We start from the raw sequence: 15,758 nt of genomic DNA, 5'->3' as shown, positions 1-15,758 counted from the left end.
CCGCGTGATGTGCGGCACACCGAACGACCCAGGGGGAGAGCCATGCGCATCGACATGAACAGCGACGTCGGGGAGTCCTTCGGCAGCTGGACGATGGGCGACGACGCCGCGATCTTCCGCTCCGTCTCCTCCGCCAACGTGGCCTGCGGGTTCCACGCCGGCGATCCCTCCGGCATCGCGCAGACCTGCCGGGACGCCGTGGCCGCGGGGGTGACCGTCGGCGCCCACGTGGGCTACCGGGACCTGGCCGGCTTCGGACGCCGCTTCCTCAACTGCACGGCCACCGAGCTGGCGGACGACGTGCTCTACCAGATCGGCGCCCTGCAGGCCCTGGCCCGCGCCGCCGGCACGGACGTGCGCTACGTGAAGCCGCATGGCGCCCTCTACAACACGATCGTCCACCACGAGGAGCACGCCCAGGCCGTGGTGGACGCCGTCAAGGCCTTCGGCGGCGATCTTCCGCTGCTGCTGCTGCCGGGCTCCATCGCCCTGGAGAAGGCGGAGAGGGCCGGCCTGCGCGGCGTGGCCGAGGCCTTCGCGGATCGCGGCTACACCCCGGAGGGCACGCTCGTCTCCCGCCGGGACCCGGGCGCCGTCCTCCACGACCCGGCCGAGGTCTCCGCCCGCATGGTCCGCCTGGCCACCGAGGGTGTGCTCACCGCCGTGGACGGCTCGGACATCCGCATCGAGGCCGCCAGCATCTGCGTGCACGGGGACACCCCGGGTTCGGTGTCCATGGCCGCCTCCGTCCGTGCCGCCCTCGAGGACGCGGGCGTCGAGATCGTCTCCTTCGCATGAGCGGATCGCACGCCCCCGGGCCGGTCCCCGGCGCCTCGGCCGCAGACCGCTGCGCCGCCGGCTCGCCGACGCCCCGCCCCCTGCGCTGGGCCGGCACCCGCGCCTTCCTGCTCGAGTGCCCGAGTCTCGCGGACGTCGTCGCCCTGCACGCCCGCCTCACCGCCGAGCCGCTGCCGGGCCAGACCGAGGCGCTCGCCGCCGCCGAGACCCTCATGCTCGCCTTCCGCACCCGCGCCGAGGCGGTGGCGGCCGCCGAACTCGCCCCGAGCCTCGTGGCCGCCGGGGACGCGGGCCAGGACGCCCGCACGGTGGAGGTGGACGTCGTCTACGACGGCGAGGACCTCGCCGCCGTCGCCGAGCTGACCGGCCTGTCCGAGGAGGCCGTGGTGGCCGCCCACGCGGACACGCTCTGGGTGGGCGCCTTCGGCGGCTTCGCCCCAGGCTTCACCTACTGCACGGCCGCGGATGCCTCCGCCGCCCCCTTCGACGTGCCCCGCCGCGAGAGCCCGCGCACCGCCGTGCCGGCCGGCTCCGTGGCCGTGGCCGGCACCTTCTCCGCCGTCTACCCGCGCACCTCGCCCGGCGGCTGGCAGCTGCTCGGCCGCACCGACGCCGTCCTCTGGGACCTGGACCGCGAGCGCCCCGCGCTCATCCGCCCCGGCGACCGCGTCCGCTACCGCCCGGTGCGCGCCCTCGCCTCCGTCTCCGCAGGCCCCCTTCCCGACGACGACGCCCGCGCCTCCGCCTCGCAGCCCTCCTCCGGTGCGGCGTCGCCGGGGGAGGGCTCCGAGCACTCCGCGCCGACCACAGGCTCCTCCGAGCCGGCCACCGCCGCAGGCGAGCCGACGGCACGGCCGGGGCTGTCCGTCGTCGACCCCGGGATGCAGTCCCTGCTGCAGGATTTGGGCCGGGCCGGTCACGGCGACCTCGGCGTCGCCTTCTCCGGCGCCGCGGACAAGGACGCCGCCCGCCAGGCCAATCGGCTCGTGGGCAACGCGCCGGACGAGGCCGTGGTGGAGACGCTCCTGTCAGGCCTGTCCGTCACCGCCCACGGCCTGCAGGTGCTCGCCCTGACCGGGGCCGAGGCCCGCGCCGTGGTCACGGACGCCGCCGGCACGGTGCTGCGCCGACCCGTGCCGCGCGCCCCGTTCGCCCTGCGGGACGGCGAGACCCTGACCGTCGAGGAGCCGCCCGCCGGACTGCGCACGTATCTCGCCCTGCGCGGCGGCATCCACGCCCGAGCGGACCTGGGCAGCCGCTCCACGGACGTGATGTCCGGGATCGGCCCGGCCCCGCTGGCCGCCGGGGACGAGCTCGTCCGCCGCGAGGATCCGGGGAACCGGCTCGTCGGGGACGCCGAGCCACCGCTGCGCCGCACCCCGCGTGCCGGGCACACCGCCGTCCTGCGCATCACCCTCGGCCCCAGGGACGACTGGTTCGACCGGGACGGCGTCGACCTGCTCACCTCCCAGGAGTGGGAAGTGACCGCCGAGTCCAACCGCATCGGCGTCCGCCTGGCCGCCCCGAAGGAGGGGAAGGCCCTCACCCGTGTCCGCGAGGGAGAGCTGGCCTCCGAGGGCGTGGTCTCCGGGGCCCTGCAGGTCCCGCCGTCCGGGCTGCCCGTGCTCTTCCTGGCCGACCACCCCGTCACCGGCGGCTACCCGGTGATCGCCGTGGTGGTCCGCGAGGACCTCGGCGCCGCCGCCCAGCTGCCGCCCGGCGCCCGGCTCCGCCTGATCCCCGTGGACCCGGAGACACTCGAGCCGCTGGACGCGGACGCCCCGGAACCCACCACATCCGCCCTGCCCCTCGTGGCGCCGACGACGCCGGCCGCAACCGCCTGCCACGACCCCGCCCCCGCGGCTGCCGCCGCCCAGACCACCGAGGACTGATCCCGTGACCGCACGCCCCCTGACCAAGGTCCTGATCGCCAACCGCGGCGAGATCGCCGTCCGTGTGGCCCGCGCCTGCCGTGACCACGGCATCGGCTCCGTGGCCGTCTACGCGGACCCGGACGCGGATGCGATGCACGTGGCCGTGGCGGACGAGGCCTACCACCTGCCCGGCTCCGCCTCCGGCGACACCTATCTGGACATGGACGCCCTGCTGTCCGTGGCCGAGCGCTCCGGCGCGGACGCCGTGCACCCCGGCTACGGCTTCCTCTCCGAGAACGCGGACTTCGCGCAGCGGGTCATCGACGCCGGCCTGACCTGGATCGGCCCCGCCCCGCAGGTCATCCGGGACCTCGGGGACAAGATCACCGCCCGCTCGATCGCCCAACGCGCCGGCGCCCCGCTGGTCCCCGGCTCGGACGGCCCGGTGGCCTCCCCGGCCGAGGCCCGCGCCTTCGCCGAGGAGCACGGTCTGCCGATCGCCGTCAAGGCGGCGTTCGGCGGCGGCGGGCGCGGCATCAAGGTGGTCCGGGACCTCGAGGAGGTCGAGGACGCCTTCGCCTCCGCGACCCGCGAGGCCGTGGCCGCCTTCGGCCGCGGCGAGTGCTTCGTGGAGCGCTTCCTGGACCGCCCCCGCCATGTGGAGGCCCAGGTCCTGGCGGACGGACACGGCACCGTGGTGGTGGTCGGCACCCGCGACTGCTCCCTGCAGCGCCGCAACCAGAAGCTCGTGGAGGAGGCCCCCGCCCCGTTCCTCACGGACGAGCAGCGCACCCGCATCCACGACTCCGCCCGTGCCATCTGCGCGGAGGCCGGGTACACCGGCGCCGGCACGGTGGAGTACCTGGTGGCCCCGGACGGGCTGATCAGCTTCCTCGAGGTCAACACCCGCCTGCAGGTGGAGCACCCGGTCACCGAGGAGACCACCGGTGTGGACCTGGTGCGCGAGCAGTTCCGCATCGCCGCCGGTGAGCCGATGAGCCTCGCCGAGGACCCGGCCCCGCACGGCCATGCCTTTGAGTTCCGGCTCAACGCCGAGGACCCGGCCGTCGGCTTCCTGCCCTCGCCCGGTCCGGTGGAGCACTTCGAAGCCCCCACCGGCCCCGGCCTCCGCATGGACGCCGGCGTCCGCTCCGGCTCCGTGGTGCCCGGCGAGTACGACTCGCTTATGGCCAAGCTCATCGTCTGGGGCGAGGACCGCCCGCAGGCCCTGCGCCGGGCCCAGGACGCGCTGGCCGAGCTGCGCATCGAGGGCGTGCCCACCGTGGTGCCCTTCCACCGGGCCGTGCTCGAGCAGGACGCCTTCACCTCCGAGGACGGCCTCGGGGTGTACACCACCTGGATCGAGTCCGAGTTCGCCGCCGAGTTCGAGGCCTCCGAGCACCTGGCCGCGGCCGGCCCCGCCGGCTCCCGCACCCAGATCACCGTGGACCTGGACGGCCGCGCCGTCCGCCTCGGCCTGCCGGACGCCCTCTACGCTGCGCTGATGCACGGCGGCGGGGCGGCGGGCGCCGCGGCGGCCGGTGAGCCCGAGGGCCCGGGCGAGGACGCCGTCACCGCCTCCGTGGCCGGCACCCTGGTGGCCTGGAAGGCGGAGGAGGGCGTCGTCGTCGGCAAGGGCGAGCCGGTGGCCGTCCTGGAGGCCATGAAGATGGAGACCGTGGTGCGGGCGCACCGCTCCGGTACGATCACCCGACAGCAGATCGACGAGGGGGCCACGGTGCAGCGCGGCCAGGTCCTCGCCACGATCACGGACTGAACACCGGCACCCCGCCCGCCGGAGAGGGGATGTGCGCCCGCCCGCGTGGCAGCGGCGCGGAACGACCACCGGCAGAAGGAGACGCCCCCACATGGTTCAGAGCCGTCGTCCCCGCCGGTCGGAAGCCCAGCGCCGCGGTGCCGTCGGCGGTGCCGCGGAGGAGCTGCGCCGCCGCATCGAGAACGCCGAGCTGGCCCCCGGCACCCGTCTGGGCGAGGTCGCGCTCGCCGCCGAGCTGGACGTGAGCCGCAACAGCCTCCGCGAGGCGTTCGCCGAGCTCGCCGCCGAGCGGCTGCTGGTCCGCCGCCCCCACCGCGGCGTCGTCGTGGCGTCCCCGGACGTGCCGCAGGTCCGGGAGATCTACCGCACCCGCCGCATCATCGAGCTCGGCGCCCTGCGGTTCGGCGAGGTCACCCCGGAGGTCGAGGTCGAGCTGCGCCAGGTGGTGGCCGTGCTCTCCCCGGATCCGAGCGCCGTGGACCCACGCCTGATGGGCGACGCCAACCAGCGCCTCCACGGCGCCATCGCCGCCATGACCGGAGCCTCGGACCTGCAGCGCACCCTCCGCGAGGCGATGGCCCGCGTGCGCCTGGCCTTCCAGCCCATGGACCGCGAGACCGCCCTGCACCCGCTCTTCGCCGAGCGCAACCTGCAGATCGCGCAGACGCTCCTGGACCGTCGCCCCGAGGACCTGCAGGAGACGATGGCCTCCTACCTGGACCAGGCCGAGCAGTTCGTCCTCGACCATCTCTCCGAGCGGCAGGACGTCTGAGCCCTCCCGCACGGCGTGCATCGGCCTCAGGGGCGCTTCACAGACACCACGACGACGGACGCCCGCCTCACGGGGTGGGCGGCCGTCGTCGTGCACCCGGGGATCGGATCAGGCTCCGGAGAACAGGGCCACCATCGGCGTGAAGGCGTTGACCGCGATGTACACGGAGACCAGCCAGGCCAGCACACCGACCACCAAGAGCCACGCCGGGTAGCGGTAGCCGTGCATCAGGTCTCGGCGACGCCAGGCCACGAACAGCAACACGGCGAAGCCGACCGGCAGGATCATGCCGTTGAAGGCGCCGGCGAAGACCAGCAGGGTCTGCGGGGCCTGGCGCAGGGTCAGGTAGAGGGCGGCACAGACCACGATGAACGCGACCGTCAGCAGGTTGCGGGTGCGTGCCGAGGTGGTGGACTTCGTGATGAAGGAGACCGAGGTGTAGGAGGCGCCGATCACCGAGGTGATGGCGGCGGCCCACAGGATCACGCCGAAGACGCGCATGCCGACGTCGCCGGCGGCATGCTGGAAGGCCGAGGCGGCCAGGTTGTCCGGATCCAGGGTCGCGCCGCCGACCACCACGCCGAGGATGGCCAGGAACAGCAGCACGCGCATCACGCCGGTGACGATGATCGAGAGGACCGACGAGCGGGTGATGGACGTGACGTCGCCCACTCCGGAGACGCCGGAGTCGATCATGCGGTGGGCGCCGGCGTAGGTGATGTAGCCGCCCACGGTGCCGCCGACCAGGGTGACGACGACCAGCATGTCCACGGTGTCCGGCAGGACGGACTGGCGCAGGGCATCGCCCACGGGCGGGCCGGAGGCGATCGCGACGTAGGCCATCAGGGCGATCATGACGACGCCGAGGCCCACCACGATGCGGTCCAGGGCCAGGCCGGCACGCTTGGACAGGAAGATGCAGATCGCGATCACGGCGGAGATGCCGCCGCCGATCAGCGGGTCCACCCCGAGCATCGCGTCGGCTCCGAGGCCGGTGCCGGCGATGTTGCCGATGTTGAAGACCATGCCACCGATGAACACGAGGGCGGAGAGCAGCCAGCCGAGGCCGGGCAGGACCCGGTTGGCGAGCTCCTGGGCGCGCAGACCGGAGACACCGATGACGCGCCACACGTTCATCTGCACGGCGATGTCGATGACGATCGAGACCAGGATGGCGAACGCGAAGGCCGCGCCGATCTGCACCGTGAAGGTGGAGGTCTGGGTGATGAAGCCCGGTCCGATGGCACTGGTCGCCATCAGGAACATCGCGCCAAGCAAGGCCGTACGGCGGTGCCGGGCGGCGTCCGGGGCGGGCGCGGCGGTGGCGCCGGCCCGCTGGGCGTGCGCGGCCGCGTCCTGGCGGTGCGGGTCGGTGGGGGTGTGGGCCATGGGCTCCTCCGGAGGGTGCGGGACAGGGGGCGCGTGACCGTGGTCACAGAACGACTCGATGGAAGGAGCCTAAGTCTTGTTCAACAATCAGGCAAGCGGTGGGTGTGAGTCGGTTCTCCCGCCCCTCGGTTGAAGCCGGCGCGGGTGCTCCCGTAAGATGGGACGGCGCAAGCCGCGCTGTTCTCCTTCCCGGGCATGCCCGGAAGGGGTCGGAAAAGCAGCGTGATCCCGCGGACTGGACTCCCGGAACGCCCCTGTGGGGCAGGCCGGGACTCGCCGTTCACACCAGCGATCCAAGGCGACTTCGGTTGGCTCTCACCCAGCCTGGTTCACCTTCAGATGAGTCGCAGTAAGAGTGCGGTGTCCACACCCGAGCGGGACTCTCAAGGAGTCTGACGGCGCCTCGTGCGTCGGAAGGGCTCCGGCATGCGGGTTCCGCCCGTCCTTTTACTACAACTTGCACGAGGAGTGATCATGGCAGCTCACTGCCAGGTAACCGGGGCTGGGCCGGGTTTCGGCCACAGCATCTCCCACTCGCACCGTCGCACCAAGCGCCGGTTCGACCCGAACATCCAGAAGAAGACCTACTGGGTCCCGTCCCTGCGTCGCAACGTCACCCTGACGCTGTCCGCCAAGGGCATCAAGACCATCGACGTCCGCGGCATCGACGCCGTGGTCGCCGACCTGATCGCGAAGGGAGTGAAGCTCTGACATGGCGAAGGAGAAGGACGTCCGTCCGATCATCAAGCTGAAGAGCACCGCCGGCACCGGGTTCACCTACGTGACCCGCAAGAACCGCCGCAACACCCCGGACCGCATCACCCTGAAGAAGTACGACCCGGTGGTCCGCAAGCACGTCGACTTCCGAGAGGAGCGCTGAGGCATGGCCAAGAAGTCCAAGATCGCCAAGAACGAGCAGCGCAAGGCCATCGTGGCCCGCAATGCCGAGAAGCGCCTCGAGCTGCGCAAGACCCTGGTCGACCCGAACGCCTCGGACGAGGCCCGCGAGGCCGCCCGCGTGGGCCTGCAGAAGCTCCCGCGCGACGCCTCCCCGGTCCGCGTGCGCAACCGCGACGCCATCGACGGCCGCCCGCGCGGCACCTTCCAGCGCTTCGGCATCTCCCGCGTGCGCTTCCGCGAGATGGCGCACCGCGGCGAGCTGCCGGGCGTGACCAAGTCGTCCTGGTGACCTCGTCCACGGCCTGACCGGAGCGGTCCGGCCGGACGCGCCGTCCCTGACGACGGCCACCGACCTGCAGGTCCTCGACCTGTCCGGGGCGGTCCACCTCCACGGTGGGCCGCCCCGTCCTCGTCCCCGGCCCGGAGCAGCGGATTCCTGCGGAACCGCACGAACGGCACCCGAAGGCAGGGCAGCGGCGCCGCAGACGCCGCCGGATCAGGACCTGACCAGGGGCGGAGACGGCCCCGGGACAGCGCCCTGGCGGGCCCGCACGGCTCCCCGGGAGCCTTGGAATCGCCTGAAAATGGCAGAATCAGGCCGCTGGAGGCGGGCGCGGCGGTGCCGTCGATGGTACGTTCGGCAGTGGAAGCCCGGGGAACGTCCCGGGATCACCCCTACGATGTCCCAACACTCAGGAGGACTTCCCAATGGCTATGAACCGCAAGGAGCTCGTCGCCGCCGTCGCCGAGCGCTCCGGCAACACCCAGGCCGCCGTCAGCGATGTGCTGGACGCCGTCTTCGAGGTCTTCACCGCTCAGGTGAAGAAGGGCGAGAAGGTCTCCATCCCGGGCTGGATGGCCGTGGAGCGCACCGAGCGCAAGGAGCGCACCGGTCGCAACCCGCGCACCGGCGAGGAGATCACCATCCCGGCCGGCTACTCCGTGAAGGTGACCGCCGGCTCCAAGCTCAAGGCCGCCGCCTCCGAGTGAGCCGCCGAGCGGATCTGCCGATGAGGGCATGATCTGCACAGCGCACACAGGGCGCCCCACCGTCGCGGTGGGGCGCCCTGTCGTAGGTCAGGACTGTGCGTGAGGGTCCTGCCGCCGGTCCTGAGCTGTGACGCAGTCGAGGGGCATCGTCCCCGGCCCGGGCGTAGAATGGGGCGTCCGGGGCGTGTGCCCAGCACACTGCCCGAGGCGACGACGCGAAGGGGACCGGCATGCAGTACCTGATGCCCGCACGCCCCGCCGCGCCTGTGCCCGCCCCTGCGCTGCCGGTACACGGCGGCGCCCGCCTGGCCCGCGGGTGGGCCGGGGCCGTGCTGGCCGTCGTCCTCGCCGCCGCCTCCCACACCGTCCTCGGCGCCGCGCACGCCCCGCACCCGATGGTGCTGCTGCTCGCGGTCGCCCTGGCCGCCCCGGTCTGCACCGTGCTCGCCGGCCGCCGCCTGTCCCTGCCGCGCGTGCTCGCGGCCGTGCTCGGCAGCCAGGCCATCCTCCACGGCCTCTACAGCCTGGCCTCCCCGGCCCCCGGAGCCTCCGCCGCCTTCCCGACGACGGCCGGTCACCTCGGCCACGCCGTCCCGGCCTCCGGGGAGCTCGCCTCCTTCGCCGCGGCGTACTCCTCCGCGCACACTGCCGCGCATGGGGGAGTCGGCGGCCATGACCACCTCGGTCTCGGGATGCTGGCCGCCCACGTGGTGGCGGCCCTGCTGACCGTCCTGCTCATCCGCCACGGCGAGCGGCTGCTCGTCCGTGCCGCCGGACTCGTGGTGGGCGCCGTGCTGCGCCGCCGCGTTCCCGCCCTGCGCCCGGCCGTCGGCCGGGTGCGTCTGGTCTGGGGCACCTCCGCGCCCCTGGTCCCCGCCGGCCGCGAGCTCGTCGGCTCCACCGGTCTGCGCGGGCCGCCCGCCGCCCTCGTCGCGGCCTGATCGGCAGACCGCGCGGCACCGTGTCCGCGTGCGCGCCGGACGGGCCCGGGCCCTGCTCTCACCGCCGTCGTCGGCGAGGACGTCACAGGGCCCACCGTTCCCTGACGAGACAGACCAGCCGATGCCCCGGCTGCCACACCCGGCGGGCCGGAGATGAGGCATCGGAGGCGAAAGGCACCGTGCCATGCACCTGAACGCGATACACCCCTGCACCGAGCGCGTCCGTGAGGACGTCATCCCGCGCCGCCGGCGCACCGCTGCCCTGACGGCGGCCCTGGCCCTGGCCGCGGCCCCCGTGGCGGGGGTCGCCCTGGCCGCACCGGCCCAGGCCCACGACGAGCTGCTGTCCTCCACCCCGGAGGCCGGCCAGACCCTGACCGAGGCGCCTGACGAGGTCTCCCTGACCTTCTCCGGAAACCTGATCGACGGCCAGGGGATCCAGAACCTCATCCGGGTCCGGGACGCGGACGGCAACCAGTGGCAGGCGGACTCCGGCACCGTGGAGGGGGACACCTTCTCCGCCGCGGTCTGCCCGGACCTGCCGAACGGCGACTACGAGCTGGCGTACCGCGTGGTCTACTCCGACGGACACTCCGAGGAGCGACGACTCGACTTCACCCTGGACGCCGAGGGCGCCCCCGAGGCCGGCACCGTCCCGGAGGACTGCGGCGTGGCCGCAGAGTCCGCCGGCGGGTCCGCCGCGGAGGAGGCGACCGACGCGTCCCAGGCCGCGGAGGAGAACGGCCAGGCCGCCCAGGCCTCGGGCGACCCCGCGGCCACCACCGAGGCGCAGGACGACCAGGCCCAGGAACCGGGACTGCCCGGCTGGGTCTGGGGGCTCGGCCTCGGCGGCGTGGCCGTGATCGGCCTCGCCGCCGTGCTGATGTTCCGCAAGGCCTCCGCGCTCGGCCACACCGACACCCCTGAGGACCGGTGACCGCGGCGTCGAGGACGATGCCGCGGGGACACCGGAGAAGAAGGACACGAACATGAAGAAGAAGACCACCCGCACCACAGCCTCCCTGGGCGCCCTCTCCGCCGCCCTGCTGCTGCTCACCGCCTGCGGCGGCGGCCAGGACGCCCCGGCCGAGCAGGACGACTCGGCGTCGCCGGCGGCCGCCTCCGAGGAGGCCGGCCAGACGGAGCAGGGCACGGACGCCGAGGAGACCGGAGACGGCCAGGACGATGCTCAGGGCGAGGACGAGTCCGCGGGCGAGGGCCCGCTGACGGTCGTCGACGCCTGGACCAAGGCCACCGAGTCCGGCATGACCGGCTCCTTCGCCACCCTCGAGAACACCACGGACGAGGACGTGCACATCACCGGTGTGCACTCGGAGCTGAGCGCCGTGGTGGAGCTGCACACGATGGTGGACGACGGCTCCGGTCAGATGGTCATGCAGGAGGCCCCGGACGGCTTCACCGTCAAGGCCGGCGAGACCCACGAGCTCGCCCCCGGCGGTGACCACGTGATGTTCATGGACCTGCAGGAGCCGCTCCTGCCGGGCGACACCGTGGACTACGTGCTGGAGCTCGAGGACGGCACCGAGGTGCCCGTCGCCGGCGAGGTCCGCGACTTCGCCGGCGCCAACGAGAGCTACCACGGCGGCGAGGCCTCCGGCTCCGAGGACGCGGACATGGACCACGACGGCCATGACCACGGGGACCACGAGGGCGACGACCACGGGGACCACGAGGGCGACGACCACGGGGACCACGAGGGCCATGACCACTGATCCTCGCCCCGAGGACCACACCGGCCCGGCACACCGGTCCGGTGCCGGCCCCTCCGCCTCGCGCCGTGGCCTCCTGCTGGGCGCCGGCGTGCTCGGCGGCGGCCTGCTGGGCACGGCCGTCGGCTACGCGGCAGGCCACTCGGCCACGGCCGCCCCGTCTGCCGGCACCGGCGGCGCGGGGGCAGGCCAGGGGGCGGGGCCGTCGTCGGGAAGCGGGGCGATGTCCGCCTCCGGCGAGATCGGCACCTCCGGCTGGGCCGAGCCCGGCGGCGAGGCCTCCCGGGTGGCGGTGAGCTCGCCGATCGGCACGGACGCCGTGCCCTTCCACGGTGACCGCCAGGCCGGTGTGGACACCCCCAGCCAGACGCACGCCGTGTTCCTCGCGTTCGACCTGGACGAGGACCTGGACCGGGACGGCGTCCGCCGTATGCTCCGCATCCTCAGCCAGGACGCCGCCCGCCTCACCCAGGGCAGGGCGACCCTCGCGGACACCGAGCCCGAGCTGGCCGCGGCGCCGGCCCGCCTGACGGTGACCTTCGGCTTCGGCCGCGGGCTCGTGGACCGGATCGACCCGGACGCGGTCCCGGAGTGGCTCGGCCCGCTGCCGCGCTTCGAGCAGATCGACGGCGAGCTGTCCGAGGAGTATTCCGACGGCGACCTGCTGCTGCAGATCTGCGGCGACGACCAGATGTCCGTGGCCCACGCCCGCCGCATGCTCACCAAGGGGACCCGGGCGTTCGCCACGCCGCGCTGGACTCAGATCGGCTTCCGCGAGGCCCGCGGCTCCCATCCGACCGGCACCACCATGCGCAACCTCTTCGGCCAGGTGGACGGCACGGCCAACCCGCAGACCGGCTCCCCGGCGATCGAGCGCCTCGTGTGGGGTGTGGACGACGGGCTCGGCGCCGACCTGCAGCCGTGGATCGAGCACGGCACCACCATGGTCATCCGCCGCATCCGCATGGAGCTGGACACCTGGGACGAGCTGGACCGCCCCGCCAAGGAGGACGTGATCGGCCGTCGCCTCGGCACCGGCGCCCCGCTCACCGGTGAGCAGGAGAACGACCCGATCGACTTCGAGGCCACCGGACCCGCCGGCTTCCCCGTCATCTCCGACACCGCCCATGTGCGCCGCGCCCGGATCGGCGACGGGCCCGAGCACGGCATGCTCCGCCGCGGCTACAACTATGACGGCGCGGACGGCGAGTCCGGGCTGATCTTCGTGGCGTTCCAGACCGACCTGGAACGGCAGTTCGTCCCCGTCCAGCAGAGCCTGGCCGAGTCCGACCACCTGAACATGTGGACCACCCCCGTGGGCTCCGCCGTGTTCGCCGTGCCTCCCGGCTGCGCCGAGGGCGGATTCGTGGGAGACGTGCTGTTCTCCTGACCGCCGGCCCCACACGCCGGGTCGGCCGCCGCTCCGTGCGGCGCCGCCGGCCCGGCCACCGATCGACCACCACCGCGAGAAGACAGGACCCATGCCCTCCACCGAGACCGCACCCCGCCACGGGGACCGCGCCGCCCGCGACGGCTCCCGGCCCGCCGGGAACACCACCGTCCCCGGCGGCGCCGAGCGCGCCCTCCCGGTCTGGACCTGGCCGGCGGTGGCCGCCGCCGGTGCCCTGGCCCTGGTGTTGGCCGCCTGGTTCACCGGCGTCTCCGCCGCCCGCGAGCTGTCCGACCCCGGTGCCCTGACCCGCTGGGGCGTGCCGATCGTCGAGTACGGCTCCAACATGGCGATGTCCGTGACCATCGGCGCCCTGATCTTCGCCGCCGCCATCCTGCCGCCGCACACCGGCGGCCGTGCCCCGCGCCGCCGCAAGGACGACCCGCCGGCCGAGCGCCTGCCGGAGCACCCCGCGTTCACCCGGACCATGCTGGTGGCCTCCGTGGCCGCCGGGGTGTGGACCCTGTGCGCGCTGGCCGTGGGCATCCTGTCCTACTCGGACCTGGCCGGCATCCCGCTCGGCGCCGGCGCTGCCTTCTCGGACGGGCTCGTCGCCTACTTCGTGTCCATCTCGGTGGGGCAGGCCTGGTTCTGGGTGGCCGTCATCGCCGCCGTGGTGACCTCACTGGCGGTGGCCGTGCGCTCCCACAGCGGCCTGTTCTGGGTGGGCATCCTCGCGATGATCGCCCTCGTGCCGCTCGCACTGATCGGCCACGCCGCCGGCGGCGACGACCACATGGCGGCCGTGAACTCCATCGGTCTGCACCTGCTCGGCGTAGTGGTGTGGGTCGGCGGCCTGCTGGTGCTCGCCCTGATCGCCCCCACGCTGGTCGGCCCGGACGGCGGCACCGGCCGCACCACCTACCGCCGTCAGGGATCCGCCCCGCTCGTGCACACCGTGCTGTCCCGCTACTCGGTGCTCGCCGGACTCGGCCTGTTCACCGTGGCCCTGTCCGGCGTGGTCAACGCCGCCCTGCGGGTGGAGCACCTGCACCAGCTTCTCACCCCGTACGGAGGCCTGGTGGCCGTGAAGTTCCTGGCGGTGGTGCTCCTGGGCCTGATCGGCCTGGCCCACCGCCGTTGGATCATTCCGCAGCTGCGTGGCGGCGCCGGCGAGGACGCCGCGGCCGAGGCCCCGCGTCCGGCCCGCCGTCTGCTGTGGCAGCTGATCGCCGTGGAGGCCGTGGTGATGTCCGCCGTCATGGGCGTCTCCGCCGTCCTCAGCCGCACTGCGCCGCCGAAGCCGGAGGAGCTGCCGGACGGCGCCAGCCCGGCCCGCATCCTCACCGGCTACGAGCTGCCCCCGGAGCTCACCGGCGCCCGCTGGTTCGACCTGTGGCGCTGGGACTGGCTGTGGGTGGCCGTGTGCGTGTTCCTGGCGATCTGGTACGTGCGGTCCACGGTGCAGCTGCACCGCCGCGGGGACTCCTGGCCCGTGCTGCGCACGATCTGCTGGATCCTCGGGCTCGTGGTGCTGACCTGGGCCACCTCCGGCGCCCCGGCCGTCTACGGCCGTGTGCTGTTCTCCGCCCACATGGTCGGGCACATGACGTTGACGATGATCGCGCCGCTGTTCCTGGCTCTCGGCGCACCGATCACGCTGGCCCTGCGCTCGTTGCCGGTGCGCACGGACGACACGCGCGGCCCGCGCGAATGGATCCTGTGGGTCGTGCACTCCCGGTGGGGGGCGTTCATCACCCACCCGATCGTGGCGGGCGCCAACTTCGCCGGCTCGATCCTGGTCTTCTACTACACGGACTTCTTCCGGTTCGCGCTGGAATACCACGTGGGCCACGAGTTCATGAACGTGCACTTCCTGCTCACGGGCTTCGTGTTCGCGCTGGTGATGGTGGGCGCGGATCCGCTGCCGAACCGCCCGCCGTATCCGATCCGCCTGGTCGTGCTGCTGGCCACCATGGTGTTCCACGCGTTCATCGGCGTGGCCATGACCTCCTCCACGGGACTGATGCAGGCCGACTGGTTCGGCAACATGGGCCGTCCCTGGGGTCCGGACGCGCTGGCCGACCAGCAGATCGGCGGTGCGGTGATGTGGGGCATCGGCGAGTTCCCGACCGTGGCGATGGCCGTGACCGTGGCCGTCCTGTGGGCGCTCGACGACCGCAAGGTCGCCGAGCGGTACGACCGCAAGGCCGAACGCGACGGAGACGCCGAGCTCGCCGCCTGGAACCAGATGTACTCGAACCTCGCCGACCAGGAGGACCGCCATGGCCGCCGCTGACACCGCCGACCGCCTGCCCGCCCGCCGCTGCGCCGGCCTGGCCCTGGCGGCGCTGCTCGCCCTCACCGGCTGCGCCGCAGGGGACGACGACGGCGCCGGCACCTCCGCCCCGGACGGCGCCTCCGCCTCGGCCGGCCAGGACGGGGACGCCTCGGCAGACGACGCGAAGCCGGAGCCGGCCTCCGAGCAGGAGGCCGCGGACGTGGTGGACCAGCTGGACCTGGGCGACCGCCAGGACCAGCGGATGGCCGCCGCGGCGGCCGAGCGCGCCGCATCCTTCGGCTTCGTCCGCCAGCGTGCCGCCACGGACGAGGAGATCTCCACGACCCGCGAGGACAACGCCGCGCGCCTGCGCGACGCCTCCCGCACCACCGTGGAGCCGAGCGAGTGCAAGGCACCGCTGAACGCTCTGGACTTCTCGCCGATCCTGCTGGACCAGGAGGAGGTCTCCCGCGTGGACGTGGGCGCCGGTTCGTTCACCGGCACCGGCACCGTGGAGGTGGCGAGGCTGGACGGCCCCGCCCGCCAGCGTGTGGAGAAGCACCTGCAGACCGTGAACACCCTGCTGACCGACTGCTCCGAGATGACCATGACGGTCACCGAGGGGGACAGCACCGTGGACTACGTGCTGACCACCGAGAAGCCCGACCTGTCCGACGGCACCCCGGCGCAGTCCGCGATCACCTGGACCCGTCACCCCGCGAGCGACGAGGAGAACACGCTCACCGCGCAGGTGCTCACCGCCACCACCGCCGACTCGGTGGTCATGGTGTCCTTCGTGGGCCAGCAGGCCGCCGGAGACAAGGAGTTCACCATCATGGCCGAGGAGATCGTGGCCGCCGCCGAGCGCGCGGGCTGAGCCGGCGGACCGAGGGGCGGACCGGCGTCCCGTCGGCTC

The 15,758-nt window shown here is 73.5% G+C and carries 15 protein-coding genes; 14 read left to right on the top strand and 1 reads right to left on the bottom strand.

The window, feature by feature from the left end:
• Positions 1-42 precede the first annotated feature (42 nt).
• The 4 genes from CEQ11_RS11780 to CEQ11_RS11765 all read left to right on the top strand — a co-directional run bounded on the left by CEQ11_RS11780 (position 43) and on the right by CEQ11_RS11765 (position 5,221).
• A complete protein-coding gene (locus tag CEQ11_RS11780; RefSeq protein WP_070640093.1) occupies positions 43-798 on the top strand; it encodes a LamB/YcsF family protein in 756 nt (251 codons plus the stop codon).
• Entirely contained in the window at positions 795-2,690 is a 1,896-nt protein-coding gene (locus CEQ11_RS11775) for a 5-oxoprolinase/urea amidolyase family protein (protein WP_088478717.1), read from the top strand. Before CEQ11_RS11780 ends, CEQ11_RS11775 begins: the two co-directional genes overlap by 4 nt.
• Positions 2,691-2,709: 19 nt before the next feature.
• Entirely contained in the window at positions 2,710-4,449 is a 1,740-nt protein-coding gene (locus tag CEQ11_RS11770) for a biotin carboxylase N-terminal domain-containing protein (protein WP_088479035.1), read from the top strand.
• A 91-nt stretch (positions 4,450-4,540) separates the two neighbouring features.
• Positions 4,541-5,221 (top strand): GntR family transcriptional regulator, encoded by a 681-nt coding sequence (locus tag CEQ11_RS11765; protein WP_088478716.1) that lies wholly within the window; start codon positions 4,541-4,543, stop codon positions 5,219-5,221.
• A gap of 108 nt (positions 5,222-5,329) precedes the next feature.
• On the opposite strand, the gene CEQ11_RS11760 is transcribed toward CEQ11_RS11765, so the two are convergent.
• Positions 5,330-6,610, bottom strand: a complete 1,281-nt coding sequence (locus CEQ11_RS11760) for an NRAMP family divalent metal transporter (protein ID WP_088478715.1) — start codon at positions 6,608-6,610, stop codon at positions 5,330-5,332.
• 474 nt (positions 6,611-7,084) lie between these two features.
• Here CEQ11_RS11760 and rpmB point away from each other — a divergent pair, with 474 nt between their 5' ends.
• From rpmB to CEQ11_RS11710, 10 genes are all read left to right on the top strand, one after another.
• Positions 7,085-7,321 carry a 50S ribosomal protein L28 gene (rpmB, locus tag CEQ11_RS11755; RefSeq protein WP_002858335.1) on the top strand — a complete coding sequence of 79 codons (237 nt, stop codon included), beginning with the start codon at positions 7,085-7,087 and terminating at the stop codon, positions 7,319-7,321.
• A gap of 1 nt (position 7,322) precedes the next feature.
• Positions 7,323-7,490, top strand: coding sequence for a 50S ribosomal protein L33 (gene rpmG / locus CEQ11_RS11750; protein ID WP_067189730.1), 168 nt, complete (start codon positions 7,323-7,325; stop codon positions 7,488-7,490).
• Positions 7,491-7,493: 3 nt separating this feature from the next.
• Positions 7,494-7,799 (top strand): 30S ribosomal protein S14, encoded by a 306-nt coding sequence (gene rpsN, locus CEQ11_RS11745; protein ID WP_067189732.1) that lies wholly within the window; start codon positions 7,494-7,496, stop codon positions 7,797-7,799.
• 419 nt (positions 7,800-8,218) lie between these two features.
• Entirely contained in the window at positions 8,219-8,500 is a 282-nt protein-coding gene (locus CEQ11_RS11740) for an HU family DNA-binding protein (protein ID WP_067189733.1), read from the top strand.
• Positions 8,501-8,730: 230 nt separating this feature from the next.
• Positions 8,731-9,441: a hypothetical protein gene (locus CEQ11_RS11735; protein ID WP_088478714.1), complete on the top strand. Its 711-nt coding sequence runs from the start codon at positions 8,731-8,733 to the stop codon at positions 9,439-9,441.
• 184 nt (positions 9,442-9,625) lie between these two features.
• The gene (locus tag CEQ11_RS11730) at positions 9,626-10,378 is read left to right on the top strand and encodes a copper resistance CopC family protein (protein WP_088478713.1); all 753 of its coding nucleotides are present in this window, start codon (positions 9,626-9,628) and stop codon (positions 10,376-10,378) included.
• Positions 10,379-10,430: 52 nt separating this feature from the next.
• A complete protein-coding gene (locus CEQ11_RS11725; protein ID WP_088478712.1) occupies positions 10,431-11,174 on the top strand; it encodes a copper chaperone PCu(A)C in 744 nt (247 codons plus the stop codon).
• On the top strand, positions 11,164-12,561 hold the full coding sequence (locus tag CEQ11_RS11720; protein WP_070640105.1) for a Dyp-type peroxidase: 1,398 nt from the start codon (positions 11,164-11,166) through the stop codon (positions 12,559-12,561). The genes CEQ11_RS11725 and CEQ11_RS11720 overlap by 11 nt, the downstream gene beginning before the upstream one ends.
• A 91-nt stretch (positions 12,562-12,652) precedes the next feature.
• Positions 12,653-14,860: a cytochrome c oxidase assembly protein gene (locus CEQ11_RS11715; protein ID WP_088478711.1), complete on the top strand. Its 2,208-nt coding sequence runs from the start codon at positions 12,653-12,655 to the stop codon at positions 14,858-14,860.
• A complete protein-coding gene (locus tag CEQ11_RS11710) occupies positions 14,847-15,719 on the top strand; it encodes a hypothetical protein (RefSeq protein WP_088478710.1) in 873 nt (290 codons plus the stop codon). Before CEQ11_RS11715 ends, CEQ11_RS11710 begins: the two co-directional genes overlap by 14 nt.
• Positions 15,720-15,758 lie beyond the last annotated feature (39 nt).

Source organism: Micrococcus sp. FDAARGOS_333, assembly GCF_002206575.2.
Taxonomy (GTDB): Bacteria; Actinomycetota; Actinomycetes; order Actinomycetales; family Micrococcaceae; genus Micrococcus; species Micrococcus lylae.
Note: the sequence above shows the minus strand (reverse complement) of the source record. Positions and strands in the feature narration are given on the sequence as shown.